A 16,229-nucleotide genomic window follows, 5' to 3' on the forward strand; every position below is an offset into this window, starting at 1 on the left:
GTATTGCATTAATATTTACGCAGGGCCTATAGAATCACAATTTTATGAAAACAGTATTTTCGTTATTATTAATTTCCGTTATTCTTTGGGGCTGCAGCAAGAAAGCTGATGTAACGCCTGTAAAATCAACAGATACGAGCAAAACTGCCGGCCCTACAAATCCCATTTCGGCAAAACCAGATTCGACTGTAAAATTAACAAAGGACGACACCGCACATATGGCCGCCTTTATTATCTATGCCCAAAAAGTTAAAACCAACGTATCGGGCAAAACCCTGGTGATGGCGTTTGACGAAAATGTAAATATATTTTTACTGGCTGAAGGGTATCAAAAGACTTCAGCCATACATTTGAAAGAGGACTGGAAAAAAACGGCGCTGGCAGCTTTTGATTTTACAACGGTAAACCAGGACGGCCAAACCACATTTAACTCAATAGATGATAACTTAAACAATGTGAAGTTTAAGACTATTTCAGATACCACCATAAACGGGGTTCCTGTAAAAAAAGTTAACGTTCATCGCAAACTTACTTTTTCAAAAGTTTACGGGTCGGCACAGCTTGCAACTGATCAGCAAAACCTGCTTCTTGCCAAAACCGATGAGTTGATTACTTTTTCATCGTACACTTATTATAATCAGAAAAACTACCCTGTTACCAGCGCTGTGGCATATGTGCAGTATGTGAAGTAAGTTGTAAATGTTGGGAAACGTCGTATAGGTTGTAAAAGTTGAAGATATGAATTGCTCAACAGCTGCAACTTTTATAACCTATACAACTATCCTTTCGCGATAAGCTCCACCAAATCAGCAAGGCGGCCCGAGTAGCCCATTTCGTTATCATACCAGCCCACAACTTTTACCAGGCCACCAACTATCGAGGTAAGCTGAGCGTCAAAGATGCAACTGTGGGTGTTGCCTAATATATCAGTCGATACGATTGGGTCTTCGGTGTATTCCAAAACATTCTTCATTGCGTCCTCTGCCGCGTGTTTAAAGGCTATGTTTATAGCTTCAACGGTAGGCTGTTTTTTGAGGCTGCAGGTAAAATCAGTTAGTGAGCCATTTAGCACAGGTACTCGTATTCCCGCCCCGCCGAGCCGACCCTCCAAATGCGGGAAGATGGCCGTTATGGCTTTAGCAGCCCCGGTTGTAGTTGGTATAATTGAACCGGATGCGGCCCTTGCCCTGCGTAAATCTTTGTGCGGCGCATCGTGCAGGCTTTGATCGCCCGTCATGGAGTGCACGGTGGTGATATAACCATCAATAATGCCCCAGTTGTCGTCAAGTATTTTAACCATGGCCGCAACATTATTAGTGGTACATGATGCGTTTGATAAAATTGTCGACGTCAGGTCTATTTGCCCATCGTTAACCCCAAGTACAACCGTAGGTATACTCTTATCGGTAGCGGGGGCCGATATAATTACCTGCCTGGCCCCGGCTGCTAAGTGCTGCTCGGCACCCTGCTTTGAGGTGAATTTCCCGGTTGATTCTATTACCAAATCGATATCCAGCTCTTTCCACGGCAAATTTGACGGACTGGCTTCTGTAAGAATTTTTATAGGCCGGCCATTAACAATTAAATGGCTTTCATCAAAATCAACTGTCCCTTTAAAGCCACGGTGTACCGAATCGTATTTAAAAAGGTGTGCGAGGGTTTTGGTATCAGTAAGGTCGTTAATGGCAACAACCTCTATGTTTTCCCGGGTTAAAATATTACGTAAAAAAACACGGCCTATACGCCCGAAGCCGTTTATGGCAATTCTCATAGTAGCGGTTTATAAAGGCAACAAATTTACGGTTTAACAATCAGAGACAAGAAAGAACCGTGGCAATAGGATTTTAATATTACAATAAAATAAAAAAGCCGGGATATTTCCCGGCTCCGTTGTTGTTGTTATTTATTGCTTGCAATCAAACAAATAAATTCCGGAGTGCCAGGCTTTCGCGTTCTTTTGAGCGCAGGAAAAAGGTAATCAGCCAATTAAACGCCATGGACATTAATACAATTAAAATAATAAGTACTGTATTGCCATATTCTTTTAATAACAGTACCATAAATATGGTTAAAATATTAGCGGCAGTTAAAATAAGCGTAGTTTGTAAGTGGCTGAAACCCAGTTTTAACATACGGTGATGTATGTGGTTACGATCAGCCACAAAAGGCGAACCGCCGTTGGCAATACGCACAACAAAAACCCTGATTGTATCAAATATCGGGCCTATTAAAATGGCAACTGCCAGTGCCGGGGCTTCGTAGATTCCGGGTAGCTTGTTAGGGGTAAGCATATTTACCTGTATAAACTTTAATGCCATCACTGCCGATATTAAGCCAATCAGCAATGAGCCGGTATCGCCCATAAATATTTTAGCGGGGGTTATATTAAAGCGTAAAAAGCCTAAAATTGAGCCAGCCATTGCAAATGAAACAGCCGCCAACTCATACTGTTTAATGTATATGAATAATATTGCAAAGGCGCCGTTTGCTGTGATTCCGGTAGTTGCGGCAAGACCATCGATACCATCAATTAAATTGAAAGCGTTAACAACCAGCAGGATTATTAAAATTGACAGACCTGCGCTTACTACGTAAGGCATCTCGTAAATTCCAAATACACCATACATGCCTGTAAGGCGGATATCGCCCAGTATCACCAATATGGCACAAACAACAAATTGTATTACAAATTTTGTGTTAGAGTTTACACCCGAAAGATCGTCTTTTATGCCCATCGCAAATAATATAATACATGCAGTGAGCAAGTAATTTATCGGTAACGATTTATCTGTCATGCAAAACAGGAGCGAAGTAATAGTAAAACCAACAAAAATAGCTACCCCGCCAAGCCTTGGTATACCGTGGTCATGCTCTTTTCTGAAATGTCCAAGGTCATCGTATAGGTGGCGAAAGCGGGCTACGTGTAAAATTGATGGGATTGCAAATGAAGTTATCAGCAGGGATACGGCGATAATGAAAATGTAATATATAAATGTGTAATTATGTAGAAAATCCATCATCTTTAATCGTTTACGCTAATTATACAATAGTTAAATTTGGTGAGTGCAAGTAAATAACAATTGTTAAGTTACCCATCCACTTATTATTAACATATTAACATTATTTCATACTGATTAAAAGTATTGAGTTATCTTACGTATCGGCTTAACTATTAATGCTATAAAAGGGAGCCTGATACCGTTATTCCTCATGGCCTTCAAATCAAAGAACATTCCTTTTACGCGGGCGGTTATGCTTTTGTTGCTCTTTCCGCCTAATTTCATCTTAATTATTATTTTTTTTAAATAGTGTGTAGTTAACTTATTGACATACAGATATCTGGTCATTAATTCATAGTCTGCTGCAGTCCCGTAATCAAGGCGATAAAGGCCGAATTGATCAAATAAATTGCGTCTGCAATAAAACGTTGGGTGTGGTGGCATCCATCCGAATTCGAGCTTTCTGCGCGAAATTTGTCCCGAGCGCCATTTTCGGACTACAGCGTCTTTTTCGTTTATATAATCAAGATCGCCATAAATAATATCTGCATTATATTTGCGGAAAGCATCTGCAATATGGCTTAATACCGAATTATCGGTAAAATAATCATCGGCATTCAACATGCCAACAATATCCCCGGTGGCTAATTTGATGCCTTTGTTCATCGCATCGTATATCCCGAGGTCCGGCTCCGAAACAAAATGATTTACATAATGTGCATAATTATTAACGATGTTGATAGTTTTATCCGTCGAACCTCCGTCGATAATTATATATTCGATGTCGGTATAATTCTGGCTTTTAACTGACTCAATGCAGCTTTTTATAGTGCTTTCGGCGTTAAAACAAACCGTTATTATAGATATTTTTAAATCGTGCACGTAGTGGGATTGGGTGTTTATGACGGCAAATTTATGTAAATTTGGGTCGATACCTGGTAAACATTAAGCATGCCGTTAATTTTATGCATAAATTAATCTATAGTTTTTCAGTTTTGGGTTTGCTATTGGTATTTGCTTCGTGCTCCACCACGCAATATCAGGTGCTCTTTCAGCAAAAGAAATCGCTTACCGACACCGCCTATCAAATGGCCGATGCTACCGGTGAATATCATATTAAGTCGCAGGATATTTTACAGGTTAGAAATTTACAGGACACCAAATACCTTGTTGATAACTCGGCCAAAAACAATGTGAATAACAATGTTTTAAATAGCCCTACAGATAACCAGAATTTCCAGGTTGATGATGAGGGGTTTGTAATATTGCCGGCGATAGGCCGCATAAAGGTGGCTGGCTATACCAGGGGCGAGGCGCAAAAGCTGGTTGAAGATGCTTATCGCAAAAGCGTTTTAGTAAACCCCATCATCGAGCTTAAAATAGTAAACCTTAAAGTGATAATGTTAGGCGAAATACGTTCGCAGGGCAGTTTTCCGTTAACCAAGGATCATACCAGTTTGATTGAAATGATTGGGGCTGCGGGTGGTATTACAGAAAAAGCAAGCGAAAGTAATGTTAAAATTATACGTGGTACCGAAAAAAATCCAAAAGTAATTTTGGTGGACCTTAGCAATATTCAATCTATCAACGACCCGCGAACTATTCTGCAAAACGGGGATATTATTTACGTTGCGCAAAACAAGCGCGCTACACGCACCGATAACCTGCAAAGTTTTTCAACCGTTTTTCAGCCTATCCTTTTGTTGTTTAATACAGCCTTAATTGTTCTTACACTTATTCGTCATTAAATGGAAGAAACAGATAAGATTAAGCCCAGATTACCCAGCCAGGAGATAGATTATTTAAAAATAGTGAAAATACTCCTAAGCCGTTGGTATTGGGTTGTAGGATCGCTTGGAGTTTGCCTGATAGTTGCTAATGTGTATTTGTGGTACACCCCTAAAACCTACGCTACGGGAGCAACCCTGAAGTTTGAAGAAAAAAAGTCAGAAATATCTGACCTTATAAGCGTTCCTGGTGTTAACGATCGGGGAACAGTTTCGAAAATTCAAAGCGAAACAGTTGTTTTACAGAGCTCCGCGCTTTTGCTTAATGCAATTAAGCATCTTGACTACCGGATTAGCTTTTTCGTAGTTGGCAGGGTGCTTAACCGTACAAGCGAGTTATATCCGCAAAAGCCGCTGGATATAGCGCTTGTAAAATTTGATAGCCTGAACTTTTTTCACGACCTTATTACCTTTAGGCCCATTAATAGCGGCAACTTTAGCATCAGTCACAAAGTATCGGGGCGCGATGTTAAAATCAACTGCAAATACAATACGCCATTTACCATCGGGCCTACTGCTTTTAGCATTAAATACCCGGGATATATGCCCAATACGGCCTTATACCTTTTTAAGTTAAACGCCCCGGAAGATTTTATAGGCAGAGTTCGGGGTGGGCTTCACACGGCCGAAACTGCCAAAAACTCGAGCATAATTTCGCTGCAGGAAGTAGATTCAAACCCCCAGTTTGCGGCCGATGCTTTAAATGCCGTAATGAAGGAATACCTTAACTACGACCGTAACCAGCGCACGCAGTCGGCCTCGCAAATGATAAAATTTATTGACAGGCAGTTGGATTTCCTTGCAGGCGAGGTAAAGGGATCGGAAAAATCGATTCAGGATTATCAAAATAAAAAAAAGATAATGGATGTTTCGACGGCTTCAACACGCGCAATTAACAAGGCCACCGAACTTGAGTCGCAAAGTTCATTGTTGAAAATTGAACTGCTTGCTATAGATCAGCTTAAACAAGACATAGTTAAATCTGACAATAATGAGCTTCCTAACTTTAATATGGGCGGCGCAGAGTATAACCAGCTAAACGCAGCAATTACAAGCCTTAATACGCTTATAACGGACAGGAAAATTGCATTAAAGACTTTCACCAGCAACTCGCTGACCGTACAGGACATTAATCAGCAGATATTACAGGTTAAAAATAACATCTTAAACAGCCTGGCATCAACACACCAGTTAATAGCCAATAAAATAGATTACCTGCAAAAACAATTGGGCCCTGTAAATCAACAGTTATCAGAACTGCCTTCGGCAGAGCGTGACATGGTTAGCTTAAAGCGCGATTTTGATATTAATGATAAAGTTTATTCATTTCTTTCGGAAAAGAAACTCGACGCACAGATAAGCAGCGCCGGAATTTTGCCCGGTGCCACTATAATTGATTTAGCCCAACCCAATTTTAGTCCAATCTCACCAGACGAACACGGGGTAAGACGCTCTGCAGAAATTTTTGGCCTTGCCATAGGGTTGGGGTTAATTATCCTGATAAGGATACTAAACCCTTACATTTATGATAAAGAGACTATTGAAAGCCTGACGACAATACCCATAATAGGCGTGATACGAAAATTTCCCGAGGAAATTGATGAGTACAGCACACAGATTTTAGCAGTGAGCAAGCCTAAATCAATTTTCGCCGAGTCGGTGCGGTCGGTCCGGACCAATTTAAGTTTCCTTGCGTCCGAAAAGAAGAGCAAAATTATCTGCATTACATCGGAAGTGGCAGGCGAGGGGAAATCATTTGTCGCAGTGAACCTTTCAAGTACTTTGTCGCTTATCGACAAAAAAGTAATTTTGGTTGCTGCGGATTTGCGGCGGTCAAAACTGCATAAAACATTCCACGTACCAAACGATCTTGGACTGAGCAATTACCTGGCAAACCAGTGCACCGCTAACGACGTAATTTCGCACTCAAATCAAGAGAACCTTGATTTTATAGTTTCGGGCCCTATCCCGCCCAATCCTTCGGAGTTATTGCACTCAGTCCGGATGACTGAGTTGATTGCCGAGCTTACTTCGAGGTATGATATAGTAATGATTGATACCGCACCGATAGGACTGGTATCTGATGCAATACCTTTAATTAGGGCCAGTGATGTCAACTTGTTTGTTATTCGTTCGGGTAAATCAAAATTTTACGCCGCTACTGTTCCCCAACGGATTGCGCAGGAGTATCACCTGGACAACACTGTAATTGTACTTAACGCGTTTGCCCAGGATTTGCTGCACTCCAGGTATTATACCACCAAGTTTACGGGCGAAAATTATGGAACTAAATATTATTATTATTCCGACTACACCGGATACGAAAGTTCGGGCTACTATATTGATAAGGATGAAGACAAATGGTGGCGCATAAAAAACTGGTTTAAAAAAGGCTGAATGCAATAAAGTATGACTTTATTAACAAATAAAGATACCGCCAAATGGTACCCGGTTTATACTAATCCACGTGCCGAAAAACAAGCTTGCCAGGCATTAGTGAGCAAAGGCATTGAAACCTACCTGCCGTTACACCGCCAACTTAAGCAGTGGAGCGACAGGAAAAAATGGGTTGAAGAACCCTTTATTAAATCGTACTTGTTTGTGCGGATAAATGAGCACGAACAAACAGAAGTATTAATGACAAAAGGCATAGCCCGGTTTATATATTTTTCGGGCAGGATAGCATCAATGCCCGACCGGCAGATTGATGAACTTAAACTATTGATGGCAAGCCCCTATGAGTTGGAGGTTACCGCGGAGCATTTGCAGCCAGGGGAGAAAATTGTAATTAAAGCGGGCCCGCTTAAAGGGCTCACGGGCGAAATAATATCATATCGCTCACAAAAACAATTGGCATTGCGCCTTGAAAACCTGGGTTATTCCATAGTGGTTTATGTGGCATCATCTTTACTTGAAAGATTTTAAAGCAGATACTATAACGTTACGTACTGGTTGATATTTCGGTTTTTAGCCGGAATACATCTTAGTAATAATACTTAAACACCTGATTGATAATAAGTTTCAATTTTAAATTGTGACTTACGAAGCGAAGCTATGAATAAATATAACCTATGTGCAGGATTGCCGGAATAATTTCAAAACAGCTTTCAACTGCCGAGATTAGTAACAGCGTACAGATAATGTGCAATGCATTGAAACATGGCGGGCCGGAAGATGAAGGCATATTTTTAGCAGAGAAGGTAAATATGGCTTTTGGCCACCGCCGCCTTTCAATAATTGATTTGAGCCAGAATGGCCATCAGCCGATGGCAGATATGCAAAAGCGAGCCTGGATTACTTTTAACGGCGAAATTTATAATTATCCCGACTTAAAAAGGGAACTATTAAAGTTAGGTGTGCAATTCCATTCGGAGAGCGACACCGAAGTTATTTTAATGGCATATTTGCATTGGGGCACAGCAGCGTTTGCGATGTTGCGTGGCATGTTTGCATTTGCGCTATATGATGTAGATAAAGCAGTAACTTACCTGGTTAGAGATTCGACGGGGATAAAACCACTTTATTACCATGCGGCTAACAGGCAGTTGATTTTTGCATCAGAAATTAAAGCCATTAAAGCAGCAAACCCCACAATTGGACCCGACCAAACGTGGCCGGTAAGATTCTTGGCCCTCGGCCATATACCAGAACCATATACAACTTTAAAGGATGTATTCAGCCTGGAAAAGGGACACTTTTTAGCCTGGAAACATGAGGAAAATAGCTTCACGATAAATTCATATATCAATACTCAACAGGTAACCGCGTATATAACAGACATTGAGACAGCGCGGCAGCAAATTCATGACTGCCTAAAAAAAGCAATAAAGCGCCAGCTTATATCTGACGCGCCTTTAGGGGTTTTTTTGAGCGGAGGGATTGATTCAAGCCTGATTTCGCTACTGGCGAATGAAGAAACCGAACATCTCAAAACAATTTCTATTTATTTTAATGAGAAAAACTATGATGAGCGTGTTTATCAGAACACAGTATTGGGTAAACTGAAGGGCGAAAAGCTTGCACATCTGGTACAACAGGCCGATTTTGAATCGAACTTTCCGCACATAATTTCGGATATGGATATGCCAACTACTGATGGCATTAATACTTGGTTTATAAGCAAGTACGCACGCCAGGATGACTTAAAGGCAGTGCTGTCGGGCGTTGGAGCGGACGAGCTTTTTGGCGGCTACCCATCATTTAACAGGATCGGATACCTGCAATATCTTCGAAAAATACCGGCTGCTTTACTTGGCGCAACCAACCTCCTCGGCGCCGATAGGTACCGGAAAATTTCCTTTCTAAAACACAATCATCCGTTGGCTGATTATCTTTTGTTGCGCGGGCTGTTTGTTCCTGACGATATTGCCAGAATACTTGACGCAGACGTAAGGCAGGTTAATGAAATTTTGTTTGGTGAAAATTTAATACCCGATTTGGGGCCTTATGATAAAGAACACGCCGCCTGGTTTGAAACCAACATCTATATGCAAAACCAATTGCTGCGTGATACCGATGTGCTGAGCATGAGTCACGGACTTGAAGTAAGGGTGCCGTTTTTAGACGAAGATTTTCAGTGCCTGGTAAACAGCATTTCGCCCGAGATAAGATTTAACCAGCATCAACCCAAAAAGCTGTTAATTGATAGCTTCAATGGCCTGCTGCCCGAGACTATTTGGAACAGGCCCAAAATGGGCTTCACCTTTCCTTTGCAGGAGTGGATGAGCAAGCATACAGAAATAAGTAATGCCAATTTATATAAAGGAAAATTGGCGCAAGATGTGGTTAAAAAATTTAAAAAAGGCCAGTTGCATTGGTCAAAAATATTCGCCCTGTACCAAATTCAATTGAATGATTAAAAGGGTAATCCTGTTTTCGTTGCAAACATTCAGCACTACCGGCGGCATCCAAAAAATGACACGGACGCTTGCCCATTCACTGCATTTACTTGCCTTGCGTAAAAACTGGGACTTCTGCCTTTGGTCGGCATATGATTCTGATAGTGATTTAATGCCGCAATACCTGCCCGCAGAAAAGTTTACCGGCTTTGGCACTAACCGTATGGCGTTTGTATTAAAAACTATAACCGGGGCCAAAAAACCCGACGTTATTATTATCAGCCACATTAATCTTGCCCTTGTTGGCCTGCTTATAAAAATTATTAATCCTAAATGTAAGATATGGTTGATTGCGCACGGCATTGAAGTATGGCGTCCGTTGTCAGTATTAAAAAATGCTTTTTTAAGGCGATGTGATAAAATTATATGTGTAAGCGACTTTACAAAGCAGCAGATGATAAAACGGCATAAAACCGACGCTGAGTTATGCGAAGTGCTTAACAATGCAGTTGACCCTTTTATTAAATTACCGGAAACGTTTACAAAACCCGACAGGCTGTTAAACAGGTACCGATTACTAAGTACTACTCCTGTTATTTTTACGCTGACGCGCCTGGCATCGACTGAGCAGTATAAAGGGCACGACCAGGTTATAAAAGTTATAAGTAGATTGAAAGATAAATACCCGGGGATAAAGTATATTCTTGCCGGCCAATATGACCATAAAGAAGAAATCCGGATACAGAAGCTTATAAGTGAGGCCAAGGTTGAGGAGCAGGTAATACTTACCGGTTTTATTGCCGAGGAAGAAATTCCGGATTATTTTTTACTGGCCGACCTTTTTGTTTTACCAAGTAAAAAGGAGGGGTTTGGAATTGTTTTTATTGAAGCGATGGCTTGTGGCTTACCTGTTATTTGCGGTAATGCCGATGGAAGTGTAGATGCCATTTGTAACGGTGAACTTGGGACGGCAGTAAATACCGACGATTTGCCCGAGTTAGAAAACGCGATAACAGAGTATTTAAATTGCCCGCTAACTACCGCAAAACGGCAGCACTTGCAGCAGGAATGCTTGCGGCACTTTAATGAAACCGAATACATAAACAGGCTTGAAAAAATGTTGACTAATGATTGAAGCACCTCCCGACAAGTGGGATATTGAATTAACCGCCGAAAACAACCTGCTTGATTTAAAGCTGAAGGATGTATGGCATTACCGCGACCTCCTTGTGTTGCTGGTGCGGCGCGATTTTGTATCATTTTACAAGCAAACTATATTGGGCCCATTGTGGTTTTTTATACAGCCGCTGTTTACTACCATTATTTACACGTTTGTATTTGGCAGCCTTGCCAATATATCAACGGACGGGCTTCCGCAGCCGCTGTTTTATTTAGCCGGCATTACCGCGTGGAATTACTTTGCCGACTGCCTTACCAAAACCTCCAGCGTGTTTACTGCAAATGCGGGGCTATTTGGCAAAGTGTATTTTCCACGACTTATTGTGCCGTTAAGCATCGTGGTATCAAACCTAATCCGATTTGGGGTGCAAATGGCCTTATTTGTTTTAATGATGATAATTTATTGGGTTAAGGGCGCTTCCTTTCACCCTAATGCATACCTGTTACTATTTCCGTTCTTGCTGATTTTGATGGCAATGCTGGGCCTGGGGCTGGGCATGATAATTTCGGCGATGACCACTAAGTACCGTGATTTGACATTCCTGATCACCTTTGGTATACAACTGATGATGTATTTAACCACCGTTATTTACCCGCTGTCAACAGTAAAACAGAAATACCCGCATTATCAATGGATGGTGGAATACAACCCCATGACATCAATTATTGAGGCATTCAGGTACGGCTTTTTGGGGCAGGGTACTTTTACTATGCTGTCATTAGCTATAACAACTATTATCACGATAGTAATTATGCTATTAGGTATCATCGTTTTTAACCGGGTTGAGCGCAATTTTATCGATACCGTATAAAGTGTTCCACGAAACATGTGGAACAGCCTGGAACACTTTGGAACAGTTGGAACACCTCACATTTAATAAATTTTAATGTCCGTAGTAATTAAGGTTGAAAATTTATCAAAAGCTTACCAGTTAGGCGATATCGGTACAGGCACCATTAGCCGCGACCTGGAGCGCTTTTGGGCAAAAATGCGGGGGAAAGAAGATCCTTTTTTAAAAATAGGTGAGGTAAATGACCGCGCTGTTAAAGGTGAAAGTGATGTGGTTTGGAGCCTGAAAGATATAAACTTTGAAATTCAACAGGGCGACGCAGTAGGTATTATAGGGCGAAATGGCGCTGGCAAAAGTACGCTGCTTAAAATTTTAAGCAGGGTTACGGCCCCTACAACGGGCTCGGCAAAATTAAAGGGGCGCATAGCCAGCTTGTTAGAAGTTGGTACCGGCTTTCATCCCGAATTAAGCGGCCGGGAAAACATTTATTTAAACGGCGCCATACTAGGCATGCGCAAAGCTGAAATTAAAAGAAAGTTTGACGAGATTGTTGATTTTTCGGGTGTTGAGCGTTATGTGGATACCCCGGTTAAACGCTATTCATCGGGTATGTACGTACGGTTGGCTTTTGCTGTTGCCGCACATCTTGAAAGCGAGATTATGATTGTTGATGAGGTGCTGGCGGTTGGCGACGCCGAGTTCCAGAAAAAGTGCCTCGGCAAAATGGGCGATGTAAGTAAAGGCGAGGGAAGAACAGTACTGTTTGTGAGCCATAACTTAACTGCCATAACGCGCCTTTGCAGCTCATCAATGCTATTGCGGAACGGCCTGCTGATAGACCATGACGCAACTCATAAAATTATCACCAACTATTTGAGCACCGACGAAGTATCAACCTCCTTCATGCAATGGGAAATTGGTAATGCCCCGGGGAACGGCGTTGCCCGTATTCTAAGTGCCGGGGTATTTGATGAAAGCTACGAGGTGTATGAGTATATCGACATCCGGAAACCTGTGATAATTAAAATGGAGTATGATGTATTGGTTGACGATGTTAAATTAACCCATGCGTTTGTTTTTTATAATGAGCACGGCATACGTCTATTTGACTCGCATGATGTTAACTCTGCCTGGAGCAGCAACTCGGTGCGAAAAAAAGGCAGATATACTGCGGAAATGTTGATACCCGGCAATTTCTTTTCAGAAGGCAAAGTGAAAATCAGTCCGGCGGTCATCACCTCCGACCCCTTTGAGCTGCACGCCTATGCCGAAGATTCTATCTCGTTTTTAGTAAAAGACAGCATGGATGGCGACTCGGCCAGGGGTGAGTATGCCGGTAGCTATGGAGGGGTAATTAGACCATTGTTTAACTGGAAAGCTGATTTTACAGGGCGATGAGAATTTTGATTATAGGTGCGGGTCTTTTTGGCACATCAGCAGCCAATATATTGGCTGATAAAAATAACCAAATTGATTTGATTGAGGCTGAAAGCGATATTATGCAATTAGCATCAAGGGTTAACCATAACCGGATACACCTTGGCTACCATTATTTGCGCAGCATCCAAACAGCCGAACAAAGCATCGAGGGCCTGTTGTCATTTTTATTTAATTATGGTAAATCAGTAATTCATCAATTGCCCAATTACTATGCCATTGCAAGGGAAGGGAGCAAAACCACGCCTGCCGAATTTGTTAGCTTTTGCGACAATGTTGGTATTGGTTACGATAACGAATATCCTGATAGTAAATTCTTAAACAGGGATAAAATTGAAGAATGCTTTAAAGTACCCGAACCGGTTTGGGACTACGAAAGATTAAAGAAAATCATTAAAAGCAATCTGAAAAAATCTAAAATCAACCTGCTGCTGGGCACCGAATGCACTAACCTAAAACAGCTGCCTGATAAAACCTTTGAAGCAACATTTAACAATGCAGTAAAGCATTACGACGTTGTAATAAACACTACTTATTCAAACATCAATAAAATAAATAAATACCTTGGGGTTGAGCAGAAAAGGCTGCTTTTTGAAAATGTGATTATCCCGGTTTTTAGATACCCTACACCGGCAAAGGGCTTAACAATTATGGACGGGCCGTTCTGCTCAGTAATGCCACGGGGCAGGGTAAAAAACGAATTCCTGCTTTACCATGTGAGGCAGTCTGTTACCCAATCGCAGCTGGCAATTAATAACCCCGGTTTTGGGATAAGCGATATTTTAGACAAGGATGCGGAAAGTGTCATTTACCAACAATCTGCATTGTTTATGCCGTTTTTAAACGACGCAGTACACGCAGGGTATAATAAAACCACCAGGTTGGTTTATGAAAACTGCGATGACGCGCGTATAACCGAACTACATGTTTACCCGGAAGTGAAAAATTACTTTTCGGTACTATCAGGCAAGGTTACAACCTGTATACAGGTGGCACTAGAAATTAAGCATATACTGCAAGGCAAACAAAAATTAAAAAGGGCAAAAATATGAAACTCCACTTAGGCTCGGGCAAAAACGTTAAAGAAGGGTATATTAATATTGACAAGTATGTTGACTTTCCGGGTGTGGAAAAGCTGGATATATTTAATTTGCCTTATGCCGATGACTCTGTCGACGAAATTTTATCAGAACATTTGGTGGAGCACATAGGGTTTAAGGACGAAGAAAGGTTTTGGCGGGAATGTGCAAGGGTATTAAAGCCCGGTGGAAAGCTGGTAACAGAAACGCCGGATATGGAATGGTTATGCAAACAGTTTTTAGAAGCTGAAGACTCGTTTAAGGAGTTTTATAAAGTAGGTGCCAAAGATCATTACTTTGGCAACGGCCGGTCGGTTGAGCAGCGCTGGGGAATGATAACCACCCACTTTTTTGGCAATCAAAACGGTGATGGGCAGTTTCATTATAACGGCTATACCAAACAAAAACTAATACGTATTGCAGATATGATTGGCTTAAAAGACTGCACTGTTGTGAAAATATTTAATAAAGGCGCGCAGGCACTGGTAGCCACCATGATAAAATAATGAAGGAAGATGTTTTGATTTTTGGCGGCAACAGCTTTTTGGCGAAAGCCTTTAATGACAAATACAAAGATGCCTACGCCATACATAACGTTTACCGCAACGACCAAACCAAACAGCTGAATTTCGACTTTGAAAGCGATGATACCGAAAGTATAAACAATAAACTAAATGGCAATTATAAAGCTGTGTTATTTTTCCAGGGGTTAAACCCGTCGGTTGGCGCAAAAGATATTGACGTTGAACATTTTTCAAGGATGTTGAAGGTAAACCTTGTTACCCCCACGCTGCTCATAAAAAATTTGGCCGGCAAATTAAGTGAAGGCGCATTGGTATTATTTATATCGTCAGTCGCCAAAAAGAAAGGCAGCTATGACCCTGCATATGGAAGCGCCAAAGCCGGGTTAATTGGCCTGATGCATAGTTTGGCAAATGCCTATAATCAACTAAGGTTTAATGTTGTTTCATTGGGCCTTGTTGAAAATTCGCCGGTTTTTAATAATATGACGGAAGATTTCAGGCAGAAACATGCCGGCAGGATGTTTAATGATGAATTTATTAAGGTTGAAGATGTAATAAACATTGTAGCCGAACTGATAAATAATAAAAGCATAAACAGGGCAGATATTGAAATAGATGGCGGATACAATTAATCATCAGCCTTTGGTAACCGTTGGCATTTGCTGCTATAACCGAGAAGAGGGTTTTAAGCACACTTTACAATGCATAACCAACCAAACATATAAAAATCTTGAAATAATTATTTCGCAGGATTTTAATGAAACGCTTGATTTCGGCCCTATTGCCAGCGCGGCCCACGACGAAAGAATAACATTTTATAAACAACCAAAGCGGTTATCAATGTATAACAATTTTTGCTTTTTGCTTGAAAAGGCAAATGGCCAATATTTTATGTGGGCCGCTGACGACGACTGGTGGGCGCCTGAGTTTATTGAAAAAATAATAGCGTCGCTGCTTGCCAACCCTGCGGCCGTTGCCGGGTTCTGCGATTTTATGGAGGTTGATGAGGACAATAACAGGATTACATCGTACCCAAACCATCTGCCCCTGTTACAGGAATTTGTTACCGGTAATGATGTTAAGCGGGTGAAAAATTATATAAACCAGTTTGAAGGTTTCGGTAAGGCAAATCTTTTTTATGCCATATTTAAAACCAGCGTATTACGCTCGCAACAGGTAATTGATATTTTAAAAAAAGGCGATTTGCCAGGGGATATGCTGATTAACCTGGCAGTATTACTGCAGGGCGAACTGGTTGTTGTACCCCAGCTACTGCGTACATGCACATATACACCTGTTAAGGGTTATATACAGGAGACGCATGTCCCAAGGTTAAAAAACCTGTTATTTATAAAAGTAAATTTTGGCGGATTGCGGTACCTGAAGAAAAAATGGAGCGACTATCTTTACAGCCATTTTGCCGTTATCCGAAACTCGGGGCTGGACTTTCCCCAAAAAGTCAGCATATACCTTGCTGTAATAAAGAAAATAGCGCTTTTCTATTATGATCTGCTTTGTATTAATGTTTACCTGAGGGGCTATAACATATTTTCTAAAATGAGAAGGCAAAACACGCTTAGTTAAATACTTGCATG

At 41.2% G+C, this 16,229-nt stretch carries 15 protein-coding genes; 12 read left to right on the plus strand and 3 right to left on the minus strand.

Annotation, left to right across the window (positions count from 1 at the left end; all coding sequences use genetic code 11):
- Nucleotides 1-44: 44 nt before the first annotated feature.
- Entirely contained in the window at nucleotides 45-692 is a 648-nt protein-coding gene (locus Q0R52_RS23465) for a hypothetical protein (protein ID WP_295799368.1), read from the plus strand.
- Between the two features lie 86 nt (nucleotides 693-778).
- Here the strand turns inward: Q0R52_RS23465 and gap are convergent, their stop codons facing one another.
- From gap to Q0R52_RS23480, 3 genes are all read right to left on the minus strand, one after another.
- The gene (gap, locus tag Q0R52_RS23470) at nucleotides 779-1,771 is read right to left on the minus strand and encodes a type I glyceraldehyde-3-phosphate dehydrogenase (protein ID WP_295799371.1); all 993 of its coding nucleotides are present in this window, start codon (nucleotides 1,769-1,771) and stop codon (nucleotides 779-781) included.
- Nucleotides 1,772-1,916: 145 nt separating this feature from the next.
- On the minus strand, nucleotides 1,917-3,020 hold the full coding sequence (locus tag Q0R52_RS23475) for an MraY family glycosyltransferase (RefSeq protein ID WP_295799374.1): 1,104 nt from the start codon (nucleotides 3,018-3,020) through the stop codon (nucleotides 1,917-1,919).
- Between the two features lie 114 nt (nucleotides 3,021-3,134).
- The gene (locus tag Q0R52_RS23480; protein WP_295799377.1) at nucleotides 3,135-3,881 is read right to left on the minus strand and encodes a glycosyltransferase family 2 protein; all 747 of its coding nucleotides are present in this window, start codon (nucleotides 3,879-3,881) and stop codon (nucleotides 3,135-3,137) included.
- An 83-nt stretch (nucleotides 3,882-3,964) separates the two neighbouring features.
- Between Q0R52_RS23480 and Q0R52_RS23485 the strand changes: the two genes are divergently transcribed.
- The 11 genes from Q0R52_RS23485 (at nucleotide 3,965) to Q0R52_RS23535 (ending at nucleotide 16,218) form a co-directional block, all read left to right on the plus strand.
- Entirely contained in the window at nucleotides 3,965-4,747 is a 783-nt protein-coding gene (locus Q0R52_RS23485; RefSeq protein WP_295799380.1) for a polysaccharide biosynthesis/export family protein, read from the plus strand.
- Nucleotides 4,748-7,183, plus strand: a complete 2,436-nt coding sequence (locus Q0R52_RS23490; protein WP_295799383.1) for a tyrosine-protein kinase family protein — start codon at nucleotides 4,748-4,750, stop codon at nucleotides 7,181-7,183. It begins immediately after the preceding gene.
- Between the two features lie 12 nt (nucleotides 7,184-7,195).
- Nucleotides 7,196-7,711, plus strand: coding sequence for a UpxY family transcription antiterminator (locus Q0R52_RS23495; RefSeq protein WP_295799386.1), 516 nt, complete (start codon nucleotides 7,196-7,198; stop codon nucleotides 7,709-7,711).
- Nucleotides 7,712-7,857: 146 nt separating this feature from the next.
- A complete protein-coding gene (gene asnB, locus Q0R52_RS23500; protein WP_295799389.1) occupies nucleotides 7,858-9,645 on the plus strand; it encodes an asparagine synthase (glutamine-hydrolyzing) in 1,788 nt (595 codons plus the stop codon).
- Nucleotides 9,638-10,759, plus strand: coding sequence for a glycosyltransferase family 4 protein (locus tag Q0R52_RS23505; RefSeq protein WP_295799392.1), 1,122 nt, complete (start codon nucleotides 9,638-9,640; stop codon nucleotides 10,757-10,759). Before asnB ends, Q0R52_RS23505 begins: the two co-directional genes overlap by 8 nt.
- Nucleotides 10,752-11,615 carry an ABC transporter permease gene (locus Q0R52_RS23510; RefSeq protein ID WP_295799395.1) on the plus strand — a complete coding sequence of 288 codons (864 nt, stop codon included), beginning with the start codon at nucleotides 10,752-10,754 and terminating at the stop codon, nucleotides 11,613-11,615. The genes Q0R52_RS23505 and Q0R52_RS23510 overlap by 8 nt, the downstream gene beginning before the upstream one ends.
- A 75-nt stretch (nucleotides 11,616-11,690) precedes the next feature.
- Nucleotides 11,691-12,992, plus strand: coding sequence for an ABC transporter ATP-binding protein (locus tag Q0R52_RS23515; protein WP_295799398.1), 1,302 nt, complete (start codon nucleotides 11,691-11,693; stop codon nucleotides 12,990-12,992).
- Complete coding sequence (locus Q0R52_RS23520) at nucleotides 12,989-14,083, plus strand: FAD-dependent oxidoreductase (RefSeq protein WP_295799401.1); 1,095 nt, start codon at nucleotides 12,989-12,991, stop codon at nucleotides 14,081-14,083. Before Q0R52_RS23515 ends, Q0R52_RS23520 begins: the two co-directional genes overlap by 4 nt.
- Entirely contained in the window at nucleotides 14,080-14,616 is a 537-nt protein-coding gene (locus tag Q0R52_RS23525) for a methyltransferase domain-containing protein (protein WP_295799404.1), read from the plus strand. The genes Q0R52_RS23520 and Q0R52_RS23525 overlap by 4 nt, the downstream gene beginning before the upstream one ends.
- Entirely contained in the window at nucleotides 14,616-15,266 is a 651-nt protein-coding gene (locus Q0R52_RS23530; protein WP_295799407.1) for an SDR family oxidoreductase, read from the plus strand. Before Q0R52_RS23525 ends, Q0R52_RS23530 begins: the two co-directional genes overlap by 1 nt.
- On the plus strand, nucleotides 15,250-16,218 hold the full coding sequence (locus Q0R52_RS23535; protein ID WP_295799408.1) for a glycosyltransferase family 2 protein: 969 nt from the start codon (nucleotides 15,250-15,252) through the stop codon (nucleotides 16,216-16,218). Before Q0R52_RS23530 ends, Q0R52_RS23535 begins: the two co-directional genes overlap by 17 nt.
- Nucleotides 16,219-16,229: the final 11 nt, after the last annotated feature.

Source organism: Mucilaginibacter sp. (assembly GCF_025359345.1).
GTDB lineage: Bacteria > Bacteroidota > Bacteroidia > Sphingobacteriales > Sphingobacteriaceae > Mucilaginibacter.

What these genes read in the sequence shown, in the direction of transcription:
- Q0R52_RS23465 (WP_295799368.1), top strand. Translation starts at nt 45, where the DNA reads ATGAAAACAGTATTTTCGTTATTATTAATTTCCGTTATTCTTTGGGGC.
- gap (WP_295799371.1), bottom strand. Translation starts at nt 1,771, where the DNA reads ATGAGAATTGCCATAAACGGCTTCGGGCGTATAGGCCGTGTTTTTTTA.
- Q0R52_RS23475 (WP_295799374.1), bottom strand. Translation starts at nt 3,020, where the DNA reads ATGATGGATTTTCTACATAATTACACATTTATATATTACATTTTCATT.
- Q0R52_RS23485 (WP_295799380.1), top strand. Translation starts at nt 3,965, where the DNA reads ATGCATAAATTAATCTATAGTTTTTCAGTTTTGGGTTTGCTATTGGTA.
- Q0R52_RS23490 (WP_295799383.1), top strand. Translation starts at nt 4,748, where the DNA reads ATGGAAGAAACAGATAAGATTAAGCCCAGATTACCCAGCCAGGAGATA.
- Q0R52_RS23495 (WP_295799386.1), top strand. Translation starts at nt 7,196, where the DNA reads ATGACTTTATTAACAAATAAAGATACCGCCAAATGGTACCCGGTTTAT.
- asnB (WP_295799389.1), top strand. Translation starts at nt 7,858, where the DNA reads ATGTGCAGGATTGCCGGAATAATTTCAAAACAGCTTTCAACTGCCGAG.
- Q0R52_RS23505 (WP_295799392.1), top strand. Translation starts at nt 9,638, where the DNA reads ATGATTAAAAGGGTAATCCTGTTTTCGTTGCAAACATTCAGCACTACC.
- Q0R52_RS23510 (WP_295799395.1), top strand. Translation starts at nt 10,752, where the DNA reads ATGATTGAAGCACCTCCCGACAAGTGGGATATTGAATTAACCGCCGAA.
- Q0R52_RS23515 (WP_295799398.1), top strand. Translation starts at nt 11,691, where the DNA reads ATGTCCGTAGTAATTAAGGTTGAAAATTTATCAAAAGCTTACCAGTTA.
- Q0R52_RS23520 (WP_295799401.1), top strand. Translation starts at nt 12,989, where the DNA reads ATGAGAATTTTGATTATAGGTGCGGGTCTTTTTGGCACATCAGCAGCC.
- Q0R52_RS23525 (WP_295799404.1), top strand. Translation starts at nt 14,080, where the DNA reads ATGAAACTCCACTTAGGCTCGGGCAAAAACGTTAAAGAAGGGTATATT.
- Q0R52_RS23530 (WP_295799407.1), top strand. Translation starts at nt 14,616, where the DNA reads ATGAAGGAAGATGTTTTGATTTTTGGCGGCAACAGCTTTTTGGCGAAA.
- Q0R52_RS23535 (WP_295799408.1), top strand. Translation starts at nt 15,250, where the DNA reads ATGGCGGATACAATTAATCATCAGCCTTTGGTAACCGTTGGCATTTGC.